Raw genomic sequence first — 26,520 nt, 5'->3', positions numbered from 1 at the left:
ATTTGAACAGCAGACGACGGGGGTTTCAGGACGGAAATAAACCGTCCACGCGGAGCACTTCCCCGTGCACATAAGCGGCATCCTTCGAGCATAAAAACGCGACCGCGCCTGCCACTTCCTCCGGCGTACCGATCCGCCCAAGCGATACACGCCCGGCGACTTCCTGCTGTTCTTCCTCCGTTAAATGGCCGAGCATCGGAGAGGCGACCGCCCCCGGTGCCACGGCATTTACGCGCACCCCGGACGGGCCGGTTTCTTTGGCGAGCGACCGGGTGAAGGATTCAAGCATGCCCTTCGCCGCTGCATAGGTGGATTCCATTGCTGCCCCTTCCCGGGCCCAGACGGAGCTTACGAAAACGATTGTCCCGCGCCTGGCGGTGAGCATTTCCGGAAGAAGAGCACGGCTGACAGCCATCGCGCTCATCGCATTTGTCTGAATAATGGCATTTCGGTGCGCATAGGTGGTTTCCTGAAACAGTATGTATTCCTCCATGCCTGCAGCATGAATATAAGTATCAATATTTTTCGGCAGTCGGGCCATAAATGCCTCCTGGCCTGCCTCAGTGGCAAGATCCCCGTAGACTGCTTCTGCCTGCTGCCCGTTCTGGCGGCAGCGCTCCGCTGTCTGTTCTGCGCGTTCACTTCCCCTGCAATAATGAAGCAGAAGCGGACGGCCGGAGGCAGCGAGCCGTTCGGCTGCTGCTCCTCCAATCGCTCCGCTTGCTCCGGTAACGAGCGTCCAGTCAGGCATCTGCTTCAGCCTTCTGGTCGATAATGGATGTCGTTCGGTTGTCGATGCGGAATTCGCTCTCCAGCAGGTTGGAAATATCGTCAAACGTCACCTGCTGCATGATCTCCACCGCGTCCATAACCGAAGCGCCGTGAAACGCGTAGCGTGTGCCTTCGGTGGCGAGAAACTCGGTGGAATTCAGCTGCTTGACGAGCTGGCCGAGCAGCTTTTTACGCATCCGTTCAAAGCGGCGTTCGTCCATTCCGTCGGTCTGCGCGTGTTCGATAATGTCCAGAATCCGGGCTTCGGTTTCTTCCGGCTTCGGCGTGTTGCCGCCAAACGCCGCGAGTGAAAACGAACGCTCAATCATCGCCTCGCTTGAAAAGCTGTCATCGATCAGCCCTTCAGAGTACAGCGTTTCATACGCCTCTGAGCCTTCCCCAAACAGCGTTTCAAGCAGCAGCTCGAGCCGGGCTTCCTGATAAAGCAGGTTGTCCGTTTCGCTGTGAAGCGACAGCTTGTAGCCGAGAAGCACCTTCGGCAGGCGGATGCTCATCTTTTCGACCGCCTTGGAATGAAGCGCCGTCGCCGGCTCATCCACTTCAATACGCTCCACGTGATCCATCGGTGTAAATTCCTTCTGCGCCTGGTTGCTTCGCACGAGTTCAAAAATCTCCTGCGGCTCCACTGCGCCAGCCACGTATAAAATCATGTTCGCCGGATGGTAAAACGTATGATAGCACGTGTACAGGTCATCCTTTGTGATCCGGCTGATGGACTCAGCCGTGCCGGCAATATCAATCCGGGCCGGATGGCGGTGATACAGATTGCCGAGCAGCTGGAAAAACAGGCGCCAGTCGGCATCATCGTCATACATGCTGATTTCCTGGCCAATAATGCCCTTTTCTTTTTCTACGCTCTCCTCGGTGAAATACGGATGCTGCACAAAGTCGAGCAGCGTATGCAGATTCACCGCGGTATCATTGGTGCTTGAAAACAAATACGCCGTACGCGTGAAGGACGTGAACGCATTGGCCGAAGCGCCCTGTTTGCCGAACGTGTCGAATACGTCGCCTTCTTCGTCTTCAAACATTTTGTGCTCCAGAAAATGAGCGATGCCGTCCGGCACCTGCACGCTCTGCTTCTGTCCGATCGGCACGAAGGCGTTGTCGATGGAGCCGTAGTCGGTCGTAAAGGTGGCAAACGTTTTACTGAATCCCTGCTTCGGAAGCACGTACACCCGGAGGCCGTTTGGCATGACCTCCGAGTAGACGGTTTCCTGCAGCTGATCATACTGTTGTTTCTGCATCTTCATCTTCCTTTCCGTGTAGGAAAAATACGGTATCAAGTACGATTGAATTCGCGCATGCAAGCACGTCCTCTGCGCTCACCTGCTCAATTTCTTCAATCCATGTTTCAATCGGACGGACGCGGCCCGCCATTTTACCCTGAAAATGAAGGGCAGCCAGCCCGCCCGGAGCGTCGGTAGTTTCGCGGATCTGGTTGATAAGCATACCCTTCGTCTGGGCCAGGAGTTCGTTTGAGACGGGCTCCTGCTGCAGCGCCTGCAGCTGTTCACCGATCACTTCTTTCACCTGCTCGTACTGCTCTTTTTCAATGCCGGTCATCACCATGACCAGCCCCTTCTGACTTTCGTAGCGGGAAGCAACGTAATAGGCGAGGCTCCGTTTTTCACGCACCTCCTGAAAAAGCTTCGAGTGCGGAAAGCCGCCGAACAGGCCGTTCGTTACCTGCATCGCGGCAAACTGCGGATCGTTCTGGGTAATCGTCGTCCGGTAGCCGAGCTGCAGCTTGCCCTGGTGAATGTCATCCGACTCTTCCACGTAGCGCACACGCGGCGGACGTTCTGCGCCGTCTTCGACCGGCGGCAGGCTGCTTCGTTCCGGAAACGGGCCTGTGACTGCCTCAACGTCGTACGACTCCACGTCGCCGACCACGTAGACATCAATCGCGTCTTCCGCGAGAAACTGCTCGTATACGTCGTAGAGCTTCTGTTCATCGAGTGCCTCCATCCGGTGGGCATCGCCGATCGGATGCACCGAATACGCTTCTGCGCTGCACATTTCCTGTACAAGACGCATGTTGGCGTAGCGGTCCTTTTCATCATAAATCGTATTGATTTTCTGCAGCAGCGTTCGTTTTTCCTCCTCGACAATTTTCGGGTTGAACGCGCGGTTCTCTGCGAGCGGTGCATGCACCATCTCCGCTAAAAATGCGGTCGCTTCAGCAAACAGGTCCTCCTGCGCCGGAAGATACTGTTCGTTGACAAATTCCATGCGAAAGCTCATCACATGGTAATTGCCGCGTTTGCCGACGTCCACGCTGAACGTGGCGCCGTACAGGTCATCGAGCTTTTCTTTTATATGGGACTGCGACGGGTAGCGCAGACTCCCTTTTTTCAGCACTCTGGCCAGCAGCGCCCGGCCCGCTGCAGTATGTTCGGACAGCGGGGCGCGGCACTGCATAATGACAGCCGTTGTTTTAAACTGCTTCGTTTGAAATAAATGCACCGGAATATTGGTGTTCGTCGTCACTGGCTGCATCAAAATCCTCCTCAACTATGGTGCGTATCTTCCTTTTCTTCGGCCGGTTCGCCGCTTCCGCCGCGGGTATCGCCGAGCACTTCACGCGGCTTGCTGCCGCCGTACGGCCCGACAATGCCGCGGTCTTCCATTTCATCAATCAGGCGGGCTGCCCGCGTGTAGCCGATGCGGAACCGGCGCTGCAGCATCGATACCGATGCACTCTGCATCTGCAGAATCATATCCACCGCTTCGTCAAACAGCTCGTCGCTCGGCCGTTCGGCCTGCGCCGGCTGCTCGTCGGGAATCATTTCCTCCTGGTACTTGGCTTTCTGCTGGGCAACGACAGCCTCTACCACCTGTTCCACTTCATGGTCGGACACAAACGCCCCCTGCACCCGGGTCGACTTGTTGGAGCCGATCGGGGAAAAAAGCATATCGCCTTTGCCGACCAGCTTTTCCGCTCCACCGCTGTCAAGAATCGTCCGGGAGTCCGTCTGGCTCGATACCCCGAACGCTATCCGCGACGGAATGTTCGCTTTGATAACCCCGGTAATGACGTCCACGGACGGACGCTGGGTCGCGATAATCATATGAATGCCGGCCGCACGTGCCATCTGGGCAAGACGCGTAATCGCATCCTCCACCTCACTTGAGGCCACCATCATCAGGTCGGCAAGCTCGTCGACAATAACGACAATGTACGGAAGCTCGGGCTGCTTGGCCCCGCCTTTATCGTTCTGCTTTCGAATCCATTCGTTGTAGCCTTCAAGGTTTCTCGTACCGGTGTGCGAAAACAGATCGTAGCGGCGTTCCATTTCGGCCACCACTTTTTTCAGCGCCTGGGCTGCCTTCTTCGGTTCAGTAACGACCGGAGCCATCAGATGGGGGATACCATTATACACGTTCAGCTCCACCATTTTTGGGTCAATCATCAACAGCTTCACTTCATGCGGACGCGCGCGCATCAGGATACTCGTAATGATGCCGTTGATGCAGACACTTTTTCCGCTTCCCGTCGCCCCGGCGACAAGCAGGTGCGGCATTTTATGCAGGGAGGCAAGAATCGGTTCGCCGGAAATGTCCCGGCCGAGCGCGACATCAAGCACATGGTCGTCCTTTTTCTCAAGCGACTCGAGCACCTCCCGGAGCGTCACCATCGCCACCTCCTGGTTCGGTACTTCAATGCCGACGGCGGATTTGCCCGGAATCGGCGCTTCAATCCGGATGTCCCGTGCCGCGAGCGCGAGCGCGATATCATCGGAGAGGTTCACAATCTTGCTGACCTTCACCCCAACGGCCGGCTGGATTTCGTATTTGGTTACCGCAGGCCCTAAATGCACCTCCGAGACGTTCGCCTTCACTCCAAAGCTCTGCAGGGTTTCCTCGAGCTTTTTAGCGTTAGCTGAAATCTGCGAACGCTCCTGCTGCTGGTTCTGATTTTTCGGTGCTGAGAGCATCGTAAGAGCCGGCAGCTGATAATTTTTGTTCTCCGTTTCCCCCTCGGTGACGCTCAGCATATCCGAGCGGTCCACGTCGGGTCCGGCTTCGGCCGGAGCCTCGACTGCCTCCGGCGCCGGCGCTTCTTTTTTTCGCGCGGGCTCCTCGGGCTTCGGTGCCTCTTTGGCCGCCGGCGGCTCCTGGTAAGCCTGTTCGGTAAACGAGAAGATTTTCGGCTTTTCTGCGCCTTCCTTCGGCTTTTCCACAGGTGCTTCAGGCGTCTCCTTCTGCTTCGGCGCAGCCTGGGCCGGTGTTTCTTTTTCCCGGGCTTCTTTTTGCTTTTTTCGTTCCGCCCGGCGCTGTTTTCCTTTTTCGACCGCCTGAGCCGCTCCCTGTCTGGAGGTACGGGCCACCCATGCTCCGCCTGTCTGCATTGTATGTTGAAAAGACCACTGCATAAGTAAAAAAAGTCCTGCGATCATGAGAAGCACGGACACAATATAAGCTCCGGCTGTCCCGATCAGAAAATGAACAGCATCGTAGATAAGAGCCCCGATCGTGCCGCCTCCGATAGAGGCTGCTCCGGAGCGGTCGAGCCAGCCGTCACGGCCGAACGTTTCCATAAAAACAGAAATCGCCGGCTCATTGAGACCCGAAGCCCAGCGAACCTCCGTAAAGAGAAGCACCCCCAGGAAAAGAAGGGCGCCGCCTGTCCACCGCACCGGAAATTGCTTCACTATGTTCCGGTTGATCATCCAGACCGTGGAAAAAGCTAGTATAAACAGGTTCAATATCCACCAGAGGTCTCCAGTGAGCCACTGAGAACCGGACCGCAGCAGCTGTCCGGCCCACCCCCAGCCGCCGAGCGATATGAGGGCGAGCAGTGCTGCCGCAAGCGCCGGCCATGAAAACGCCGGCTGCCTGCTTCTGTTCGACGAGGTTCGTTTTTTCTTCCGCTTCGCCGTTTTTGCCATGGTTTGGCTCCTTTCTCCCCGAAAAAAACTCTATTCAATAAAACACCCCCTGCCCGCCAAACTGGCTAATGCAGGGGTGTGTCATGGCAAGCTTTTCGCGTGCTTTTAAATTTCCATAATAATCGGCAGAATCATCGGGCGCCGTTTGGTTTTTTCAAACAGAAAACGGCTCATGGAATCCCGGATGCTGCTTTTGAGCGTCGACCATTCGCTTACATTTTCGCTGATCGATTTTTCCAGCGTTTCGGATACTTTTTTATGCGCTTTTTCCATCAGTTCTTCGGATTCGCGCACGTAAACGAAGCCGCGTGAAATAATATCAGGACCGCTTACGATGGTGCCGGATTTTTTGCTGAGTGTCACGACGACGACGAGAATGCCGTCTTCGGACAGCAGGCGGCGGTCGCGGAGGACAATGTTGCCCACATCGCCGATGCCGAGGCCGTCAATTAAGACGTTGCCGGCCGGTACTTTGCCGGTTTTTACGGCTTTGCCTTTGCTGAATTCCACGACCTCCCCTTTATCAAGCAGAAAGACGTTGTTTGGATCCATGCCGGTTTCTTCCGCAAGTTCCCCGTGCACAAATTGCATCCGGTACTCGCCGTGCACTGGAATAAAGTACTGCGGCTTCACCAGGTTCAGCATCATTTTGAGCTCTTCCTGACGGGCGTGGCCGGAGGAGTGCACATTTTCGCCCATAACGACCTCTGCGCCGATCTGGTAAAGAAAATCGATCGTCTGCGACACCGTTTTTTCGTTCCCGGCTACCGGGTTGGCGGCGATAATAACCATGTCGCCTTCTTCAATGGTTAAATTATCATCCTCGCCCTTCGCCATATTCATCAGTGCAGAGACCGGTTCGCCCTGACTGCCCGTGCATAAAATAGCTACTTTTTTCGGGTCCATGTCCTCGACCTGGTCGGTCGTGATGAAAATGTCGTCTTCGGCATCGAGATAGCCGAGCCGGCGCGAAATTTCAATCGTTTTTTCCATTGCCTGGCCGTTAACGGCAATCCTGCGGCCGCTTTCCTCCGCTGCCTGGATCACCTGCTGAATGCGGTGGATGTTCGTCGCAAAGGTTGTAATGACGATCCGTCCTTCGGTTTCTAAAAAGATATCCATGATCCCGTTTCCGGCAATCGCTTCAGACGGACTCACACCCGGCACTTCCGCGTTAATGCTGTCGGAAAGCAGACAGAGAACGCCCTTTTTGCCGATCTCGGTCAATTTATCAAGGCTCGTGTACTGCCCGTCCACCGGCGTCTGGTCAAATTTGAAATCACCGGTATGGACAATAACGCCTTCCGGCGTCTGCACGACCATGCCGACCGAATCCGGGATGCTGTGGTTCGTCCGGAAAAAGCTTGTCTTCAGCTGTCCGGTCTGGATCACACTGTTGTCGTGCACCACACGGAAATCCGGTTTCTTCCGGAGACCTTTTTCTTTCACGTATGACTCCACGATGCCGAGCGTAAGCTTGGTGCCGTAGATTGGCACGTGCACCTGGCGGAGAATGTAGGTCAGAGCTCCGATATGGTCTTCGTGTCCGTGGGTTAAAAAGATGCCGCGGAGTTTTTCCTTGTTCTGTGTTAAGTATGAAATATCCGGAATGACGATATCAATTCCGAGCATGTCATCTTCTGGAAACATTAGTCCTGCGTCTATGACAATCATGTCCTGTTCTGATTCTATAACGTACATATTTTTTCCGATTTCCCCGATACCGCCAAGGGAAAAAACACGAACGTTACCATTCGCTTGTGTGGCCAAAGTATATTTCCTCCTAAATTAAAAATGAATTATTGCTGACGTCGATTTACGGCCCCAAAAAGAAACATTTTTCCCTTTGAGTGAATGGTTTCCGCACAAATCACTTATACTCAGTATAACCCAGGCGGTTTTTGAAATACAAGAGAAACTATTGCGCTCAGTCATTTTGAGCAGCCTGGCACCGGCGATTTCTTCAGCATTTTTTTATGTATATAAAACAGGACACCGGCAGCGGGGCTGGCGGTGTCCTGATAGAAATAACCGTTAGGAAGCGGCAGTGAACCACTGTTCAAGCTGGCGGATTTCGGCATCCGTCAGCGGCACGAGCGGCAGACGGGTGTAGCGGCCGGTAATGCCCATCTGTTCAAGCATAGCCTTTACCGGAGACGGGTTCGGGGCCATAAAGCAGGCCCGCATCTTCGGAAGGAGCGTCCGGTGCGCTTCCGCTGCCCGCTGCACGTTCCCGGAAAAGAAATCCGTCATCATCTGCTGCAGATCCTCCCCGGCAATGTGCGCCGCTACAGATACCACTCCGTCGCCGCCGACCGAAAGCGTCGGGAGCGTCAGCGAATCATCGCCGCTGAACAGCTGGAAGTCCTTAGGCGCGGAAGACAGAAAGTGCGAAATCTGATCAAGGTTCCCGCACGCCTCTTTCACTGACGTAATATTGGAAATCTCCGCAAGCCGGAGCAGCGTTTCCGGCAGCAGATTAACGATGCAGCGCCCCGGAATGTTATATATCATCAAGGGCAGCGTCGTGGCTGCGGCAATCCGCTGAAAGTGCTGATACATGCCTTCCTGGTTCGGCTTGTTGTAATACGGGGTCACTGCCATCAGGCCGTCAATGCCGATCTTGGTCGCCTCGTTTGCCAGGTCGGCGGAGTACGCCGTATTGTTCGTACCGACGCCGCCGATCACATCCATCCGGCTGCCGGCAATGTCTTTCACCCGTCGGAACAGCTGCAGCTTCTCTTCACTGCTGAGCGTCGGGGATTCTCCGGTGGTGCCGGCTACAACAACACCGTCGCTTTTTGTCGCAATCAAATGTTCCGTCAGCTGTTCGACTTGCTCCCAGTGAATGTCGCCATTTTCATGAAAAGGTGTAACCATTGCTGTAAGTAACTGTCCAAAAGCCATAGGTCGGCTCCTTTCTCTCATCTGCAGGGAGTTGGTGCGGATCGTGATGAGCCTCTGCAGCTTACTAGGAAACAGATGGGGGACGTACACCGGCACGTCCAAGATCAAATACGCGGTGAAGGGCGGACACAGCTTTATCTGTATCCTGCTCCCGCACCAGCGCCCAGATGGTCGTATGCGAATCCGCCGACTGTAAAATCGGCACGCCGGCTTCTGACAGCGCGGTGACAATTTTGGAAGCAACACCCGGCACTCCAGTCATACCGGCTCCGACAACGCTGACTTTAGCGCAGCGAGGCACCGCTGAAATGCTCCAGCCGTCCTCTTCAAGAGCATCAACCGCTATTTTTGCATGCGGGTCCGGCACGGTGAACACGGCGCTTTCGAGCCCGATATTAATAAAATCCACGCTCAAACCGAGACTCTCCATCCGCTGAAATACGCGGGCATGCATATCTTCTGCCTGTGCCGGATCCGCCGCAACACTGATCTGGGTGAGCGACGGAATGTGGGCGATGCCGGTGATCAGGCGCTCAGCCACCTCCCGGCCCGGAGCGCTGCCGAGCATGGACGTAATCAGCGTACCCGGCTCCTTGGTCGACGTCGACCGGATACGGATCGGGACTTTCCCCTGCATCGCAATTTCAACTGCGCGGGGGTGAATGACTTTTGCCCCCTGGTATGCCATGTTACAGATTTCCTGATAGGTGACGGTGGAAAGCAGTCTAGCGTCCTCGACCACACGGGGGTCCGCTGTCATCATGCCTTCGACGTCGGTGAAGATGTCCACCCATTCGGCCTTTAAGGCTGTGCCGAGCGCAGTCGCTGACGTATCGCTGCCGCCGCGTCCAAGCGTCGTAACCATTCCGTCCTCGCTGACACCCTGAAAGCCGGTAACAACAACAGCGTCGTGGGTGACAAGCAGCTGCTCCACTTTTTCTGTGCGCATATCAATGATTTTGGCGTTGCCGTGATTGCTGTCGGTAATAAACCCGGCCTGCGCCCCATTTAGGGCAGCGGCCTTCAGCTGCTTTGAGCGCAGAAGCTCCGTAAACACAACGGCGGATATGGTTTCACCGCACGATACCAGCAGGTCGCGTTCGGCTCCGCCTTCTCCCGGCGCGCTTTCATCAATCAGGCTGAGAAGGGTGTCGGTGGCGTAAGGATCCCCGCTCCGGCCCATGGCAGAAACGACCACCACCACCTTATAGCCCTCACGCACCGCGTCTTCGATATGGCCGGCGGCCTGCTCGCGCAGCTCCTTCGTTTTTACAGACGTACCGCCAAATTTTTGAACGATTATATTCATCGGTCCGGCTCCCTCACAGGTTATTTGATTAAATTAAGGCGAATCAGGCTTTCGGCAATCTGTACCGAGTTATAAGCGGCGCCTTTCAAGAGATTATCCGATACGACCCAGAAATGGTACGCGTTTTCACGGTCAAGGTCACGGCGGATACGGCCGACAAATACATCCGGCAGGCCAACGCTGTTAACAGCCATTGGATACACCTGATTGGCTGGATCATCCTGAAGGGTAATGCCTTCGCCTTCGGACAGTGTCTGCTGCAGCTCTTTGACATCCGGGTTGCCGGTTTCTGTTTCAATATATACCGACTCCGAGTGGCCTGTAGCGACTGGAAGGCGTACACATGTTGCTGCTACCGGGAGATCGTCCATATGAAGAATCTTTTTCGTTTCATTGATCATTTTCATCTCTTCAAACGTATAGCCGTTGTCCTCGAATTTGTCGATCTGCGGGATCGCATTGAAAGCGATCTGGTAGTGCTTTTTGTCCCCGCTGACAGGCATAAGGTTTGCTTCTGCTTCTTCACCGTTCAGTACTGCTGTCGACTGGGTGTTCATTTCATCGACCGCGTCAAGCCCTGCACCGGATACAGCCTGATACGTGGAGACAATCACTTTTTTCAGTCCGTATTTCTGACGGATCGGCTCAAGCGCCACCGCCATCTGGATTGTCGAGCAGTTTGGATTTGCGATAATACCATTATGGCTGTGCAGGTCTTCTTCATTCACTTCCGGCACAACAAGCGGCGTATCCGGGTCCATCCGGTAGGCACTCGTGTTGTCGACGACAATCGCACCCCGTTTAACTGCCTCCGGAGCCAGCGCCTTGGATATGGATCCGCCAGCGGAAAACAGGGCGATCTGTACGCCTTCAAACGATTCCGGGGTTGCTTCCTCAATCGTATATTCCTTACCCTTGAACGTCATTTTTTTACCGGCGGAGCGACTCGAGGATAAAAGCTTCAGGTCTCCGACAGGGAAATTTTTATTTTCTAAAGTTTTCAGCATCTGCTGGCCAACGGCGCCGGTTGCGCCTACGACCGCTACAGTATATGTTTCGTTAGACATATTCATTCTCCCTTTCTGGTTCATCCATTTCACATTTATTAAAACAAACTTTGCTTTATTTTACCACACTTGTCAGCACTGAAAAGGGCAATTATGGCTTATTCTTCGATGCTCACACTGAAATTGGAGCTGTTTTTCTTCAATAGCTCCGGCACATGGCCATTTGGCTGGATAAGTGAAGCGCTCGGCGGCGTCCGCATCATCGCAATCCCCCGCTTTTCGACGTGTTCGAGCTGCACACTGCTGAGCCTGTCCAGGGTCTCATCGATTCCGGGGTGCCGGCCAAACAGCATTTCGTTTCTTGCGTTCCGGGCCATGCGGGCCGCTGACGACTCCAGCCCCAGCACAAAAGCCGATTTCAGCTGTGACCGGTGGTTTTCAATTTCCGCTTCTTTAATATTTCCAGCGGATAAACGTTCAAACAGCCCATCAACTGTTTCGAGCAGCTCCTCCACCCGTTCCGGCGCCGCTGCACTGTAAATCGTATGAAAGCCAGTACGTTCAAAGGCTTCAAACGAAGAAAAGATGGAATATGCCAGACCCCGCTCCTCCCGGACTTCCTGGAACAGGCGGCTGCTCATCGAGCCACCGAGCAGGTTATTCCAGAGCACCTCTGCAAAATAATGCTCATGAAAGCGGGAAACGCCGGGAAAGCCCAGACACAGGTGGGCCTGTTCGGTCTCCCTGTTTCTCACTTCTCTTCCCGGAACAAACACGGCTGTTTCCTCCCGGTTTTCCGCCCGGCGGCCGTGTCCCCAGCCGTCAAATAAACGCTCAAGGCAGGCAAGGAGCTCCCCGCTCACATTACCGGCAGCCGAAATAACAAGGCGCTCCGGCGTATAATGGTCATGGAAAAAATCAAGCAGGCGCTCCCGGGTTATCTCACGGAGCACCGGCCGTGTGCCGAGGATCGGGCGGGCCAGCGGATGGCTGCCGTAGGAAGCCTGCCAGAGCATATCGTGAATAATATCATCCGGCGTGTCCTCCACCATGCTGATTTCCTCCAAAATCACATTACGTTCTTTTTCCACGTCCTCCGGATTAAAACGGGAATGAAAAAACATATCGGCAAACACTTCGGCCGTCTGTTCCGCGTGTTCATCGAGTACAGTGGCCTGCAGGCAGGTGGTGTCCTTTGCCGTAAAAGCTTCCATTTCCCCGCCGATGCGGTCAAAGTAGCCGGCAATGTCTGCTGCACTCCGTTCAGTTGTCCCTTTAAACAGCATATGTTCAATAAAATGGGCCATCCCGTTTTCCTCCGCCCGTTCCTGCCTCGATCCTGCATCTATCCACAGCCCGAGCGAGGACGAACGTACATGCGGAATGTGCTCTGAGACCAGCCGAACTCCGTTCGGAAGATATTTCGTTTCCACCATCTGCTTGGTCCTCCTTCTTTTATTCTATCGGTATTTATAAAAAAAAGGACCTGGAAATCCAAGTCCCTTCTGATCTATTAGCGGATTACTGAGAAGGTGTGTCGGAGCTTTCTTTTGCAAGCAACGCTTTTCTCGACAGGTTAATCCGTCCCTGATTGTCTATTTCTGTTACTTTGACCATGACTTCGTCCCCGATGGAAACGACGTCTTCCACTTTGTTTACGCGCTCATGGTTCAGCTGGGAAATGTGCACAAGGCCTTCTTTTCCTTTAAACAGCTCCACGAAGGCGCCAAACTTCTCGACGCGTTTGACCTTTCCTAAATACGTCTCGCCGGGCTCTACTTCACGAATTAAATCTTCAATGACTTTTTTCGCTTCCTCGTTTTTATCCTGCTCGGTCGAGGAAATAAAGACCGTGCCGTCCTGCTCGATATCAATTTTTACGCCGGTATCTTCAATAATCTGATTGATCGTTTTCCCGCTCGGGCCGATCACGTCACGGATTTTATCCGGTTTGATGTGCATGGACATAATTTTTGGCGCATACGGGGAAAGCTCTCCGCGCGTTTCGCTGATCGTAGCAAGCATGTTTTCGAGCACTTTCATGCGTGCGATTTTTGCCCGTTTGAGAGCAAATTCAAGCACTTCGCGGTCAATGCCCGCGAGTTTAATATCCATTTGCAGCGCCGTTACACCGTCTGCCGTCCCTGCTACTTTAAAGTCCATGTCGCCGAGGGCGTCTTCCATGCCCTGGATGTCGGTTAACACGGCCAGGTCGTCGCCCTCTTTCACAAGACCCATCGCAATGCCGGCAACCGGCGATTTGATCGGCACACCGGCGTCCATCATAGCAAGCGTACTTGCGCAGATGCTCGCCTGGGAGGTGGAGCCGTTGGATTCAAGCACTTCGGACACCAGGCGGATCGTGTAAGGGAATTCCTCCTCGGAAGGCACAACCTTTTCGAGGGCGCGTTCGCCGAGAGCGCCGTGGCCGATTTCCCGCCGGCCCGGCCCGCGGATCGGACCGGTTTCCCCGACACTGAAGTTCGGGAAGTTATAGTGGTGCAAAAACCGCTTCGATGTTTCGGTGCCGAGGCCGTCGATGATCTGCACCTCTCCGAGAGCGCCAAGCGTACAGATGCTGAGCGCCTGCGTCTGGCCGCGGGTGAACAGCCCGGAGCCGTGCGTTCGCGGCAGAATGTCCACCTCGGACGTGAGCTGGCGGATGTCATCCGGGCCGCGTCCGTCCGGACGGATATGCTCTTCGGTGATCAGACGGCGGAATTCCGCTTTAACGAGTTTTTCAAAGATATCTTTTACTTCGCTGTGCTGCTCCTCATCTTCATACGGCTCGGAGATCTGTGTTTTCAGCTCCTGGATGGCCACATCGCGTTCTTTTTTGTCGTTAATCATGACCGCTTCTTTCACGGAGTCCTGGAACTGGCTGCGGATCGTTTCTTCAAGATCTTTGTCCGTCTGTTTCAGCTGTACTTCCATTTTCTCCTGGCCGAGCTCGCTGATGATGCCTTCCTGGAACTCCACCAGGCGCTTGATTTCTTCGTGGCCGAACATAATGCCTTCAAGCATTGTTTCCTCCGGCACTTCGTCTGCTCCGGCTTCCACCATGTTGATGGCATCTTTCGTACCGGCAACCGTCAGTTCAATGTCGCTTCTCGCCGCTTCGGATTCCGAAGGATTGACGACAAATTCGCCGTCGACCCGTCCGATAACAGCACCTGAAACCGGACCGTAAAACGGAATGTCCGACAGGGAGAGGGCAAGTGACGAACCGACCATAGCCGCAATCTCCGGGGAAGCGGACTGGTCCACGCTCATCACCATATTGATGACCTGCACGTCGTTACGGAAGCCGTCCGGGAAAAGCGGGCGGATCGGCCGGTCAATCAGACGGCTCGTTAAAACCGCTGTTTCGCTTGGCCGTCCTTCGCGTTTAATAAAGCCGCCGGGAATTTTCCCTGCCGCGTACAGCCGCTCTTCGTAATTTACCGTAAGCGGGAAGAACGGAAGATCCTTCGGTTCCTTTGAAGCCGTAACGGTGGAAAGCACCACGGTGTCTCCGTAGCGGATCATGACCGCTCCGTTTGCCTGTTTCGCTATGTGCCCTGTTTCGACGGTCAGCGTCTGCCCCGCCCATTCAATCGAGTAGGTTTTCTTTTCTTGTTCCAAATTTCAGGACCTCCTATACGTTTTTTCACGTATACGTCTGACTGTCCGGGTATAAATGTTCCATCCCGCCGGTACTGCCTGCTGGGAGGAAGCCCTTTCGTGCGCACAAGCTTAGCGCGGAAGCCACGCCTGCTTACGCGCTAAGCTTGTGAGATGTGCGTAAGGGATCATTTTATACCGCACAGCCGCATACGTTATGCACATGGTTGTTTTTAGGTAAGAGAAAAAGCGGGAGATACCTCCCGCTTCCCAGTCATTCTTAACGGCGCAAGCCGAGTTTATTAATGATGTCGCGGTAGCGTGTAATGTCCTGGTTACGAACGTACGTTAACAGGTTACGGCGCTTCCCAACCATTTTTAAAAGCCCGCGGCGGGAATGGTGGTCCTTTTTATGCTCACGCAGGTGTTCGTTCAACGAAACGATCTGCTCCGTCAAAATAGCGATCTGCACTTCCGGGGAACCGGTGTCGCCTTCATGTGTTTTGTACTCTTCGATCAACTCTGATTTACGCTCTGGTGTTAAAGCCATTCAGTCGACCTCCTTTTGTTATTTTGTTTCAACCATTTCCTCGCAAGCCGCAGGAGGCGCGTGCAAGCCAAGAAGTGGTTTCCATACATCAACCATCTTACCTTTTGAACAGGAAAAACGCAAGGGAAAACAGGTTTTAGTCCCTGATTTCCTGCTCGAGCACCTGCTCGGCGGACTGTTTGTCTTCATGAAGCTGGGACACAAGCGCATCGAGGGAAGGAAATTTCACTTCCCCGCGCAGCCGGTCCCGCCACTCAATGCGGACCGTTTTACCGTAAATGTCTCCGCTGAATTCAAACAGATGAACTTCAATTTCCGGGGGGCCGTCCCGTTCGTCGTGAAACGTTGGCTTATAGCCGATATTGCACATCCCCCTGTACCAGCGGCCATCGATCAGCGCACGCACAGCGTACACACCGTCGTTTGGAAGCAGGTACGGCTCTTCGGACTGGATGTTGGCCGTTGGAAAGCCAATCGTCCGTCCGCGTTTCTCTCCTTCGACGACAGTGCCTTCAAATGTATACCAGCGTCCGAGCAGGCGGGCGGCTTTGACCATTTCCCCCTCTTCGACCATCCGGCGGATCCAGGTGGAGCTCACCTTTTCTCCGTCTTCGGTATGCGGCGATACGGTGGAAAACGTAAAGGCGTCCCTTGAATGATACGGGAGTGTCTCCATCGTGCCGCGGCCAAATTTTCCGTACGAAAAATCAAACCCGGCCACCGCATGCTTTACGCCGAGATCAATGATGTAGGCATCGACAAAGGCCTGGGGATCGAGAGATGCAAAATCCTGGTCAAACCGCACGATGTACAGCTCTTCCACCCCCAGTGATTCGAGTACGCGCTGTTTTTCCTCAAGCGGGGTCAAATAGAACATATCTTCTTCCGTCTGCTTCGATAGTACCACCTTCGGATGCGGATGGAAGGTCATAACAGCAAGCGGCAGTCCCCTGTCCTCTGCTGTCTGCCGGGCCTTTTCAATCACTTCTGCGTGGCCGCGGTGCACCCCGTCGAAGTAGCCCAGGGCCATCACTTTCGGTTTTGAAAGCGACGCCGTTAACGTATGTGGATGTACAAGATGATGAACTTCCATTATTTTCACCTGCCGATATTCTTTCATTCACGCTATCAAAGAAGCATTGTTTTTGGTTTGAAAATGCCGGGCTTGTCCGGATGCGCCGTATATACGGCCAGGGTCTTTCCGCTCTCTGCCTTTACTGCCATCGTCTGCTCCTGAAACCATTCTGCCGGCAGCACGCGCCCGTGACTGATCTGCTCTGCCGTTTTTTCCGACACCGTAATGGCGGGAAGGTGGGCCACAGCCCAGTCTACCGGGTACACGGCGTCTGCGAGACGGTCTTCGGCAAGCAGGGCTTCGAGCTCCTCCCACGTGGAGCTGTGCTCCGGGCCAAATCCGCCGGACGCGGTCCGGACGAGCTGCTGCAGGTGCGCCGGATACCCGAGCTTCTCCCCGGCGTCGACGGCCAGGGTGCGTACGTAGGTTCCTTTGCTGCAGATCACTTGCACTTTAAAGGAAAACTTTCCGTCCTGCGGAGCCTCGTCCATATCAAGCAGCCGGAAATCATAGATGCGGGCCTCCCGCACGGGACGCTCGACCTCTATGCCTTCCCGGGCGTACTCATACAGCTTGCGCCCCCGGACTTTGACGGCTGAATACATGGGCGGCACCTGAGTCACTGCACCGGTCAGCGCTTCAAGCGCTGCTTCGATGCTCTGCTTTGCCGGGGCTTTCTCCACCGGAAGGGCCGTCACCGTTTCCCCGTCGGCGTCTTCGGTCGTCGTCGTTTTCCCGAGAGTGATGATTCCTTCATACGCTTTTGGGGCTTCGTGCAGGTAGTCCACCGCCTTGGTGGCTTTTCCGACACAAAGCGGGAGCACCCCGGTCACCGATGGATCAAGCGTGCCGGAATGGCCGACTTTTTTTGTTTTCAGCAGCCGGCGTGCGCGCACGACACAATCATGGGACGTAACCCCTGCTTCTTTCCACAAAGGAATGATTCCATCAATCATAGGGCTGTTTCGCTCACTTCCGTTACAGAATTCATACACATAGGAAAAGCTGTTTCAAAGTCAGCAACAGCTTTTCCAACTTTAAAACAGCTTCTTTCTTCTACTTCTCCCGCTCATTTAAATCGCGCAGAAGTGATTCAATACGGTTGCCGTATTCGATCGATTCATCGAAGGAAAAGAAGATTTCCGGCGTTTTGCGAAGCTGGATTCGTTTTCCGATTTCACTGCGGATGAATCCCCGGGCTTTTTCGAGGCCCTGAAACGCTTCCTCTTTGTCTTTTTCTTCTCCGAGAACCGTTACAAAGATCGTTGCCTGCTGCAGATCTCCGGTCACCTCTACGTCAGTCACCGTCACAAACTGCACCCGCGGATCCTTGATGCCACGCGCAAAAATATCCGATACTTCTTTTTTAATCTGCTCTCCTACACGCTGAGCACGTATATTAACCATCACTGTTCCTCCTATAACCATTCATAGTGTACGGAGGTTATTTCCCATTCCGTATAACTTTCAATCATATGAATGGCACGCTGCAGCTCTTTTTCCGCCCCGGCCTTTTCGTTATGCACGGTGACGATCGAAAGAGCTGCCCGCTGCCAAAGCTCCTGGTAATCCGTTTCCGCCACGGAGAGGTTGCGCTGCTTCAGCTTTGTTTTTACGCTCTGAAGCACCGCCCGTTTCTGCTTTAAATGACTTGCTTCATAAAGCATGCACTCTACATGGACGACGCCGATCATGTGCGTTTAACTTCCTCCATGATATATGGCTCCATAATGTCGCCTTCTTTAAGGTCGTTAAAGTTTTCGAGGGTCACACCGCACTCATAGCCGGCTGCGACTTCCTTGGCGTCGTCTTTATAACGCTTCAGGTCCTTAATGCCGCCGTCGAAAATCACGACGCCGTCGCGCACGACACGCACTTTGGAGTCCCGGGTAATTTTGCCTTCGAGCACATAGCTTCCGGCGATTGTACCAACGCGGGAGACTTTAAACAGCTGACGCACCTCAACCTGTCCGAGCACGCGCTCTTCATAGACTGGGTCGAGCATACCCTTCATGGCTGTTTCAATTTCTTCAATCGCATTGTAGATAACCTGGTGGAGACGAAGATCCACATTTTCTGCGTCCGCCGTACGCTTGGCGTTTACGTCCGGACGGACGTTGAAGCCGATAATGATCGCGTTGGAGGCCGAGGCGAGGATAACGTCTGATTCTGCAATGGCGCCGGCACCGGCGTGTACGATATTGATCTTGCAGCCTTCCACTTCTATTTTTTCAAGGGACCCGCGAAGTGCTTCCACCGAGCCCTGCACGTCCGCTTTCACAATCACGTTGATTTCTTTCATGTCGTTTTCCTGAATCTGGCTGAACAGATCGTCAAGGTTGATCTTCGAGGTTTGTGCACGCTCGGCATCCTTCGCCCGGCTCTTACGCGCATCGGCAATCTGACGGGCTTTTTTCTCTTCCTCAAAGACGACAAACGGGTCGCCTGCCTGCGGCACATCGTTCAGGCCGATAATTTCCACCGGCTTGGATGGTCCCGCGCTTTTCACCTGGCGGCCAAGATCATCCACCATTGCCCGGATCCGGCCAAAGGCGTTACCGACGACAATCGGCTCGCCGACATGCAGCGTGCCGTTTTGAACGAGCAGAGTGGCAACCGGGCCGCGCCCTTTATCCAGCTCTGCTTCTACGACGCTGCCGCGTGCCCGTTTGTCCGGGTTCGCTTTGAAGTCTTCCACTTCAGCGACGAGCAGAATCATTTCGAGCAGTTCATCAATGCCTTCCCCGTGAATCGCAGAAAGGTTTACAAAGATTGTTTCCCCGCCGTATGCTTCCGGCACTAATTGAAATTCCATCAGCTCCTGCATGACCCGGTCCGGGTTCGCGCCTTCCTTGTCCATTTTGTTTACCGCGACAATGATTGGCACATTTGCCGCCTTGGCGTGGTTGATGGCTTCTCTTGTCTGCGGCATGACACCGTCGTCAGCTGCGACAACCAGAACCGTAATATCGGTTACTTCAGCACCGCGCGCACGCATCGTCGTAAACGCTGCGTGTCCAGGCGTATCAAGGAAGGTAATCAGCTTGTTGTTTTCTTCCACCTGATAAGCGCCGATATGCTGGGTAATGCCGCCGGCTTCCCCTGAGGTCACCTTTGTATGGCGGATGGAGTCGAGAAGCGTCGTTTTCCCGTGGTCGACGTGTCCCATAATGGTTACTACCGGCGGGCGCTCCTGCAGCTTTGCAGGGTCGTCCTGCTCGACATAGTTATCGATATCGAGTTCATCCACCACTTCCTCCTGCTCTACCGCTACGCCGTAATCGGTGGCGATCAGTTCAATGGTTTCTGCCTCGAGCGTTTCGTTGATGGTCGCCATTACGCCGAGATTCATCAATTTTTTGATGATTTCAGAGCTTTCCTTATTCAGCTTTTCTGCCAGTTCCCCGACGGAAAGACTGCCGGCAAACGTAATTTTTTCCGGTGTGGCCTGCTGCTCTTTACGGCCGCCGCCCGGGCGTTTCTGGGTGTTCTTCTTCTTGTTTGGGCCTCTGTTCCCCTGCTGGGTGTTTCTTGTTTTATTGCTTCTCACTTTACTCATAGTGACATCACTTTCCTTCCAAAGATATCGTTCCTGAATATTGTTCGTTTTTCCTCCATCTACACGTCCTTCTTAATTTATTTCTTCATCTATTAATTTTATCAGCTTTTTGGCAAAGCCGCGTTCTGTGACGGATAAAATAGTTCTCGATTCTTTTCCGATCGCCGCGCCGAGATCCGCTTTCGTTCCGGCAACCCGAAAAGGGCATGAATAAAAGGCCGTTTTATCCGTGAACTTTTTAATCGTATTGGCAGAAGCGTCCGCAGCGACGATGACCAGCTGTGCTTTTTTGGTCTGCACAGTTTTAAGAACGGTGTCATCGCCGCTTTTCAGTTCTCCCGCCCTCGCGGCAAGGCCAAGAAAGGACAATGCTTTATCGTTCATGACTCGCGCCTCTGCGCTCTTCGAGGAGACGGTCGTAGTCTTCGCTTGAGACTTTCACCTTCAGATGGCGGCTCAGCGAATCCTTTGCCTTCGCCTGTAAAAACACATCATCACTGTCTGTTAAATACGCGCCCCGGCCGTTCTTTTTACCGGAACGGTCAACAAAAACGGTGTTATCCGGGTCCCGAACGACTCGCACCAGCTCTTTTTTGGGCTTTTCTTCTCCAGTAATAATGCATTTTCTCATGGGAATTTTTTTAACCATAGCCGCTCACCCTCATTTTTACAAATCTTCTGTGTCTAAATCAATGCTTGTGCTTGTCACTGGGATTTCTTCCGCATCCTCCGGCGAGAAGATACCGAGATCTTCGGCTTCGGTTTCACTTTTAATGTCGATTTTCCAGCCGGTAAGCTTGGCGGCCAGGCGGGCGTTCTGTCCGCGCTTGCCGATAGCCAGGGAAAGCTGGTAGTCCGGCACCACGACGAGCGTACTTTTTTCCTCTTCATTCACCTGAACATCAAGGGCTTTCGCCGGGCTCAACGAGTTGGCTACATACTCCACCGGATTATCCGACCACTGCACGATATCGATTTTTTCGCCCTTCAGCTCTTTAACGATCGTCTGTACGCGCTGGCCGTTCGGCCCTACGCAGGAGCCGACCGGATCTACTTCCGGATCGTCCGCATACACCGAAATTTTCGAGCGGTCGCCCGCTTCCCGCGCCACTGAAATAATTTCCACCGTGCCGTCATAAATCTCCGGCACCTCCAGCTCAAACAGCCGCTTTAAAAGTCCCGGGTGCGTACGGGAAATAACGATTTGCGGCCCCTTGGTGGTTTTTTCCACTTTGGTGATGTATGCTTTCAGCCGGTCATTATGGTTGTACGTTTCATTCTGCATCTGTTCGCTCTGCGGCAGCAGCGCCTCTACCTTCCCGAGATCCACGTAGATAAAGCGGTGGTCCTGGCGCTGCACGATGCCGGTCATAATATCTTCTTCGCGGTCGATGAAATCGGAATAGATAATGCCGCGCTCGGCTTCGCGCACGCGCTGGGTCACGACCTGCTTCGCCGTCTGGGCAGCGATGCGCCCGAAGTTTTTCGGGGTGACTTCCATTTCCACTACATCGTCGAGCTCATATGACGGGCTGATTTCCTGCGCTTCCTCCTGAGAGATTTCAAGCCGCGGGTCAAATACCTCTTCCACCACTTCTTTCCGGGCAAATACGTGAATCGATCCGGTGTCACGGTTGACGTCCACCCGGACGTTCTGCGCCTGGTTGAAATTTCGCTTATAGGCGGAAATCAATGCGGCCTCGATTGCTTCGAGCACTATTTCTTTATCGATTCCCTTGTCGTTTTCCAGTACGTCCAATGCTTCCATAAAGTCTGCATTCATGGAATTCAGATCCTCCTTTTTCTCGAGGCCCGCCGCACCGTTAAAAAATGATGGCGAGCCTTGCTTTAGCTACTTTACTGTACGGTATATGCACCGTGCGTTCCCTTTGTTTCTGTTTAGTGGAAATCAAAAGCTCTCCATCTTTGAAGTCACTCAGCTTTCCTTCGAACGCTTTTTCTCCTTCAACGGGTTCATACGTAGTCACGTATACGTTTTTCCCGACTGAACGGCGGATATCCGATTCGTTATTCAGCGGACGCTCCGCGCCCGGTGAAGACACTTCCAGATAATAAGCCTCCTGGACCGGATCCAGGGCGTCGAGCTGTTCACTCAGCCGTTCGCTCACCCGTCCGCAGTCTTCCAGATGTACACCGTCGGGGCTGTCCACAAACACCCGAAGGTACCAGTTTTTTCCTTCTTTTTTATACTCTGTATCCACGAGTTCCAGATCCAGTTCTTCAGCAATCGGCCGCGCCAGACGTGCTGCGATGTCTTTAATACTTTCTTTCATTACGTACCTCCCTGCTGCTTTGTCATCATCTTCATTTCTTCCAATGATAGTATATAGTTTATTTTATGCAGAAAGCTTCAACCATAAATGAAAGAGTGGGTATCCACCCACTCTTTCGCCGTCTCGATATACCTCTCACTGCCCATTATCATAGCACGATTTGTGCATTTTCGCAAGCCTCGCTGCCGTTTAGAACAGAGAAAGTTGGTTCGTATCCGGCAGCCCGTCAAGGCATCCGTGCAGGTCGAGGTGCTCGATCACTGTTTTGGTCGCCTTGCTGCGCTGCTGCAGGTCTTCCTTGGATAAAAACTCCCCGTCGGCGCGCGCTTTCACTACGTTGACCGCTGCATTCGTTCCTACGCCTTCAAGCGCATTGAACGGCGGTATCAGCTCGTCGCCGTCGACAACAAATTCGCTTGCCTCCGAGCGGTACAGGTCCACCTTCTGGAAACGGTAGCCGCGCTCGGTCATTTCAAGCGCAAGCTCAAGCACGGTCACAAGGCTTTTCTCCTTCGGAGAGGCGTCAAATCCCTTCGCCTGGATTTCCTCAAGCTTCGCCCGGATCGAGGTGCTGCCGTTGATCATGGTCGGCAGGTCAAAGTCGTCCGCGCGGACCGTAAAGTACGCTGCGTAAAAAAGGATCGGATGGTGCACTTTAAAGTAGGCAATCCGTACTGCCATCAGAACATAGGCGGTGGCGTGCGCTTTCGGGAACATGTATTTAATTTTCAGGCACGACTGGATGTACCATTCCGGTACGCCGTGGTTTTTCATTTCTTCAATCCATTCCGGATCGAGTCCGCGCCCCTTGCGGACAAATTCCATAATTTTAAAGGCGAGCGAGTGCTCGATGCCTTTATAGATCAAATACACCATGATATCGTCCCGGCAGCCGATAACGTCCTTCAGTTCACACGTGCCGTTCTGGATCAGCTCCTGGGCATTTCCAACCCAGACGTCCGCGCCGTGGGAAAGCCCGGAAATCTGAACCAGCTCGGAAAACGTCGACGGCTTCGTATCTTCAAGCATCTGGCGCACAAACCGGGTACCGAACTCCGGAATGCCGTACGTTCCCGTTTTGCAGTTAATCTGCTCCGGCGTCACGCCGAGCACTTCGGGACCGCCGAAGATTTTCATGACTTCCTCGTCATCGGTCGGGATCGTCTGTGGATCAATGCCGCTTAAATCCTGGAGCATGCGTATAACCGTCGGATCATCGTGGCCGAGGATATCAAGCTTCAGCAGGTTGTCGTGAATGGAATGAAAGTCAAAGTGCGTCGTTTTCCATTCCGACGTTTTATCATCTGCCGGAAACTGGATCGGCGAGAAATCGTGAATGTCATACTCATCCGGGACGACAATAATGCCGCCAGGATGCTGGCCGGTCGTCCGCTTGACACCCGTGCATCCGCTCACCAGCCGGTCGATTTCCGCCCCGCGCAGGTGCAGCTCGTGGTCGCTCTGGTAGCCTTTTACAAATCCGTACGCCGTTTTGTCCGCCACGGTACCGATTGTTCCTGCCCGGTATACTTTTTCCTCACCGAACAGTTCCTTCGTGTAATTGTGGGCCCGCGGCTGGTAGTCGCCGGAGAAGTTCAGGTCAATATCGGGCACCTTGTCGCCTTTAAACCCGAGGAACGTTTCAAACGGAATATCGTGGCCGTCTTTAACCATATCCACGCCGCAGCTGTCACACAGCTTGTCCGGGAGGTCGAAGCCGGAGCCGACCGAACCGTCGTCAAAAAACGTCGACTGCTTGCATTCCGGGCAAACGTAATGCGGCGGCAGCGGATTCACTTCGGTAATTTCTGTCATAGTGGCAACAAACGACGAGCCGACCGAGCCCCGGGAGCCGACAAGGTAGCCGTCTTCGAGGGATTTTTTCACGAGCTTCTGCGAAATCAGATAGATAACGTCAAAGCCGTTTCCGATAATGCTGTCGAGCTCTTTATCGAGCCTGGTTTTCACGAGCTCCGGTATGGGCGAGCCGTAGATGCTCTCCGCCCGGCGGTAGCACATTTCCCTTATTTCTTTATCCGACCCTTCGATGTTTGGTGTATACAGGTCGCTTGGTACCGGATGAATCGTTTCCACCTGATCCGCGATCGCCCTGGTATTTTCCACCACAATCTTTTCTGCCGTGCGGTCATCCAGAAAATCGAAGCAGGAGAGCATTTCCCCAGTGGTGCGGAAATGCACCTGCGGAAGCGTCTGGTTGTTCAGCGGGTTCGCCCCGCCCTGAGACGCAATCAGAATCTGCCGGTAGCTGTAGTCGTGTTCATCCATATAGTGGGCGTTACCGGTGGCAACGACCGGAAGATTCAGCTCCTCCCCGGTGCGGATGATTTTCTGAATCACATCCTTGACGTCGTCGTAGCTTTTCAGAAGCTCCTTTTCCACCAGGTGCGCATAGTTTTCCGGCGGCTGCACCTCGAGGTAGTCGTAAAATTCAGCAGCTTTTTTCGCTTCGTCCTCTGACTTCTGCATCATCGTTTCAAACACTTCGCCTTTGTCACACGCCGAGCCGACGAGTATGCCTTCGCGGTACTTCTGCAGCTTCGAACGCGGGATTCTCGGTGTCCGGAAAAAATACTCCAGATGCGAAAGTGTGACGAGATGGTACAGGTTTTTCAGCCCTTCCTGCGTCTGGGCGATCAAAGTACAGTGCGATGGGCGCAGGCGGTGAAAGCCGGACTGGCCCATGTTGTCATTCAGCTGTTTATGGTTCGTGATGCCCTGGGCAAGCGCATCCTTCATCATTTTCCACATCAGGTACCCGGTCGCTTCTGCGTCGTAAATCGCCCGGTGGTGGCTTACGAGTTCAATGTCAAACGTTTTACAGAGCGTATTCAGCCGGTGGTTTTTTAAATTCGGATACAAAAAGCGGCCGAATTCAAGTGTATCGATCACCGGCATGTCTGCCGTTTTACCGATTTTTTTGTATCCCTCCCGGAGAAAGCCCATGTCAAAGCTTGCGTTATGGGCAACCAGCACCGAGTCTTTGGAAAAGGCGTAGAAGTCTTCAAGCACCGGCTCAATTTCCGGCGCATCAACGAGCATGTCGTCCGTGATGCCGGTCAGGTTAATAATCGTGTCCGTCAGCTTTTCATGAGGGTTTGAAAAGCGTTCAAACCGGTCGATAATTTCGCCGTCTTTTACCTTCACTGCTGCGAGCTCAATAATGGAGTCGTACACGACCGACAGGCCGGTCGTTTCCACGTCAAAAACGACATAGGTTCCTGTTTCAAGATCCACGTCCGCCTCGTTATATGCGATCGGGACGCCGTCATCCACGAGGTTCGCCTCCATACCGTACAGTACTTTAATGTCGTGTTTTTTCCCTGCATTGTAGGCCTCCGGAAACGACTGCACGACGCCGTGATCCGTTATGGTAACTGCCGGATGGCCCCATTCGGCTGCCCGGGCTACGTATTCTCCGGCAGAAACAGTCGCATCCATCTGACTCATATTCGTGTGGGCATGCAGCTCGACGCGCTTTTGTTCGGCGTCATCGGTTTTCGACGTTCCCTGCACCTGGATCACATCGTTTGCGATCATAACCAGGTCCCGGACGAACGTATCGTCCTGGACGCCGCCACGGGCCTTTACCCAGATGCCTTTCTGTACGGCTTCAAGCAGCGGCACCTGTTCTTTATCCTTGGAGAACATTTTGATCATAATCGAATCGGTGTAGTCGGTAATTTTAAACGTCAGCAGCGTCCGGCCGCTGCGGAGCTCCTTCGTTTCCGCTTCGAAAATGTAGCCCTCCACCGTGATGCGGCGCTCTTCTTCGCGGATCTCTTTCAGCGGCACGGCTTCGTCCTTGATCGGGTAGCCGATCTGAATTGACTGGGACGCACGCCTGGAATCGGCTTCGGATTCCTTTTTCTTGCGCTCCATCATCGCTTCAATTACTTTAGAGTGCTCTTCCTGCTTTTTCTTTTCTTCGAACTGTTCCTTTTCTTCATCGCTCGTTTTCGCTTCCATCGTAAACGTGGCAGCCGGCAGCCCGAACAACGGCAGAACGTCGTTCATCGCCTGCTGCAGCTTCGGTCCGAGCGAATTCATTTCAATATCGCTTTTACACGGGAAAATCAGCTCGCCTTCCCGCAGAAACGGCGCTCCTCCGTTCAGCCTCATGCGCAGATGGGGATCGTAATTTTCGAGCTTCTGCATAATCAGCGGCCAATAGTCCGGGATGGCGTCCGCCGGCACTGTGGTGCCTTCTTCGTAATGAAGCGTAAAGTCAATGTCAGCAATGCTTTCAAATGCAGCCTGCAGTTTTTCCTTCAGCAGCGCGTAAACCGTAAATGGCAGCGGAGCTGCCAGCGTCAGATGAAAATGCCACTGCTTCTGTTCCTTATGAATAACAAGCTTTTCGAGGCGGCCTTCTGTAAAATAACGGTTGGTTTCTTCTTCCGGCATGCCAATCTGCTCAAGTAGCAACTCAAAACGTTCCTGCTGAATGTGACGGTCGGTCTGCACGTTTCTCGCCTCACTTCTTCGTTCTTTTATAATTCATTTTATCA

General features: G+C 53.7%; 21 protein-coding genes. All 21 read right to left on the bottom strand.

The window, feature by feature from the left end; translation table 11 throughout:
• Window positions 1–25 precede the first annotated feature (25 nt).
• Window positions 26–751, bottom strand: coding sequence for an elongation factor P 5-aminopentanone reductase (gene ymfI, locus ACTRXG_RS05815; protein WP_474284285.1), 726 nt, complete (start codon window positions 749–751; stop codon window positions 26–28).
• The gene (gene yfmH / locus ACTRXG_RS05810; protein WP_474284284.1) at window positions 744–2,039 is read right to left on the bottom strand and encodes an EF-P 5-aminopentanol modification-associated protein YfmH; all 1,296 of its coding nucleotides are present in this window, start codon (window positions 2,037–2,039) and stop codon (window positions 744–746) included. The genes ymfI and yfmH overlap by 8 nt, the downstream gene beginning before the upstream one ends.
• Window positions 2,020–3,294: an EF-P 5-aminopentanol modification-associated protein YfmF gene (gene yfmF / locus ACTRXG_RS05805; protein WP_474284283.1), complete on the bottom strand. Its 1,275-nt coding sequence runs from the start codon at window positions 3,292–3,294 to the stop codon at window positions 2,020–2,022. The genes yfmH and yfmF overlap by 20 nt, the downstream gene beginning before the upstream one ends.
• Before the next feature lie 11 nt (window positions 3,295–3,305).
• Entirely contained in the window at window positions 3,306–5,687 is a 2,382-nt protein-coding gene (locus tag ACTRXG_RS05800) for a DNA translocase FtsK (RefSeq protein WP_474280439.1), read from the bottom strand.
• Between the two features lie 105 nt (window positions 5,688–5,792).
• Window positions 5,793–7,457, bottom strand: coding sequence for a ribonuclease J (locus tag ACTRXG_RS05795; protein ID WP_474260567.1), 1,665 nt, complete (start codon window positions 7,455–7,457; stop codon window positions 5,793–5,795).
• 264 nt (window positions 7,458–7,721) lie between these two features.
• On the bottom strand, window positions 7,722–8,594 hold the full coding sequence (gene dapA / locus ACTRXG_RS05790) for a 4-hydroxy-tetrahydrodipicolinate synthase (RefSeq protein ID WP_474284282.1): 873 nt from the start codon (window positions 8,592–8,594) through the stop codon (window positions 7,722–7,724).
• Between the two features lie 64 nt (window positions 8,595–8,658).
• Window positions 8,659–9,903, bottom strand: coding sequence for an aspartate kinase (gene dapG, locus ACTRXG_RS05785; protein WP_474284281.1), 1,245 nt, complete (start codon window positions 9,901–9,903; stop codon window positions 8,659–8,661).
• 20 nt (window positions 9,904–9,923) lie between these two features.
• On the bottom strand, window positions 9,924–10,970 hold the full coding sequence (gene asd, locus ACTRXG_RS05780) for an aspartate-semialdehyde dehydrogenase (protein WP_474260561.1): 1,047 nt from the start codon (window positions 10,968–10,970) through the stop codon (window positions 9,924–9,926).
• A gap of 98 nt (window positions 10,971–11,068) precedes the next feature.
• Complete coding sequence (locus ACTRXG_RS05775) at window positions 11,069–12,346, bottom strand: M16 family metallopeptidase (RefSeq protein ID WP_474284280.1); 1,278 nt, start codon at window positions 12,344–12,346, stop codon at window positions 11,069–11,071.
• An 85-nt stretch (window positions 12,347–12,431) separates the two neighbouring features.
• Window positions 12,432–14,534: a polyribonucleotide nucleotidyltransferase gene (locus ACTRXG_RS05770; protein ID WP_474260557.1), complete on the bottom strand. Its 2,103-nt coding sequence runs from the start codon at window positions 14,532–14,534 to the stop codon at window positions 12,432–12,434.
• Between the two features lie 259 nt (window positions 14,535–14,793).
• Complete coding sequence (gene rpsO, locus ACTRXG_RS05765) at window positions 14,794–15,063, bottom strand: 30S ribosomal protein S15 (protein ID WP_022792814.1); 270 nt, start codon at window positions 15,061–15,063, stop codon at window positions 14,794–14,796.
• A gap of 136 nt (window positions 15,064–15,199) precedes the next feature.
• Window positions 15,200–16,156, bottom strand: a complete 957-nt coding sequence (locus ACTRXG_RS05760) for a bifunctional riboflavin kinase/FAD synthetase (RefSeq protein WP_474284279.1) — start codon at window positions 16,154–16,156, stop codon at window positions 15,200–15,202.
• 35 nt (window positions 16,157–16,191) lie between these two features.
• Window positions 16,192–17,091: a tRNA pseudouridine(55) synthase TruB gene (gene truB, locus ACTRXG_RS05755; RefSeq protein WP_474284304.1), complete on the bottom strand. Its 900-nt coding sequence runs from the start codon at window positions 17,089–17,091 to the stop codon at window positions 16,192–16,194.
• A gap of 103 nt (window positions 17,092–17,194) precedes the next feature.
• The gene (gene rbfA / locus ACTRXG_RS05750; protein WP_322524704.1) at window positions 17,195–17,545 is read right to left on the bottom strand and encodes a 30S ribosome-binding factor RbfA; all 351 of its coding nucleotides are present in this window, start codon (window positions 17,543–17,545) and stop codon (window positions 17,195–17,197) included.
• An 11-nt stretch (window positions 17,546–17,556) separates the two neighbouring features.
• Window positions 17,557–17,832: a DUF503 domain-containing protein gene (locus ACTRXG_RS05745; RefSeq protein WP_022792810.1), complete on the bottom strand. Its 276-nt coding sequence runs from the start codon at window positions 17,830–17,832 to the stop codon at window positions 17,557–17,559.
• Window positions 17,829–19,697, bottom strand: coding sequence for a translation initiation factor IF-2 (infB, locus tag ACTRXG_RS05740; protein WP_474260554.1), 1,869 nt, complete (start codon window positions 19,695–19,697; stop codon window positions 17,829–17,831). The genes ACTRXG_RS05745 and infB overlap by 4 nt, the downstream gene beginning before the upstream one ends.
• A gap of 72 nt (window positions 19,698–19,769) precedes the next feature.
• Window positions 19,770–20,081 (bottom strand): L7Ae/L30e/S12e/Gadd45 family ribosomal protein, encoded by a 312-nt coding sequence (locus ACTRXG_RS05735; RefSeq protein ID WP_322524702.1) that lies wholly within the window; start codon window positions 20,079–20,081, stop codon window positions 19,770–19,772.
• Window positions 20,071–20,346, bottom strand: coding sequence for an RNase P modulator RnpM (rnpM, locus tag ACTRXG_RS05730; RefSeq protein WP_474260553.1), 276 nt, complete (start codon window positions 20,344–20,346; stop codon window positions 20,071–20,073). Before rnpM ends, ACTRXG_RS05735 begins: the two co-directional genes overlap by 11 nt.
• A gap of 18 nt (window positions 20,347–20,364) precedes the next feature.
• Window positions 20,365–21,480 (bottom strand): transcription termination factor NusA, encoded by a 1,116-nt coding sequence (gene nusA / locus ACTRXG_RS05725; RefSeq protein WP_474260552.1) that lies wholly within the window; start codon window positions 21,478–21,480, stop codon window positions 20,365–20,367.
• A gap of 40 nt (window positions 21,481–21,520) precedes the next feature.
• A complete protein-coding gene (gene rimP, locus ACTRXG_RS05720; RefSeq protein ID WP_474260550.1) occupies window positions 21,521–21,991 on the bottom strand; it encodes a ribosome maturation factor RimP in 471 nt (156 codons plus the stop codon).
• Between the two features lie 189 nt (window positions 21,992–22,180).
• The gene (locus tag ACTRXG_RS05715; protein ID WP_474260548.1) at window positions 22,181–26,476 is read right to left on the bottom strand and encodes a PolC-type DNA polymerase III; all 4,296 of its coding nucleotides are present in this window, start codon (window positions 26,474–26,476) and stop codon (window positions 22,181–22,183) included.
• Between the last annotated feature and the right edge of the window lie 44 nt (window positions 26,477–26,520).

Source organism: Marinococcus sp. LNSP9103-4 (assembly GCF_056034345.1).
The sequence above is the reverse complement of the archived record's forward strand: the minus strand, read 5'-3'. Positions and strand labels throughout refer to the sequence as shown.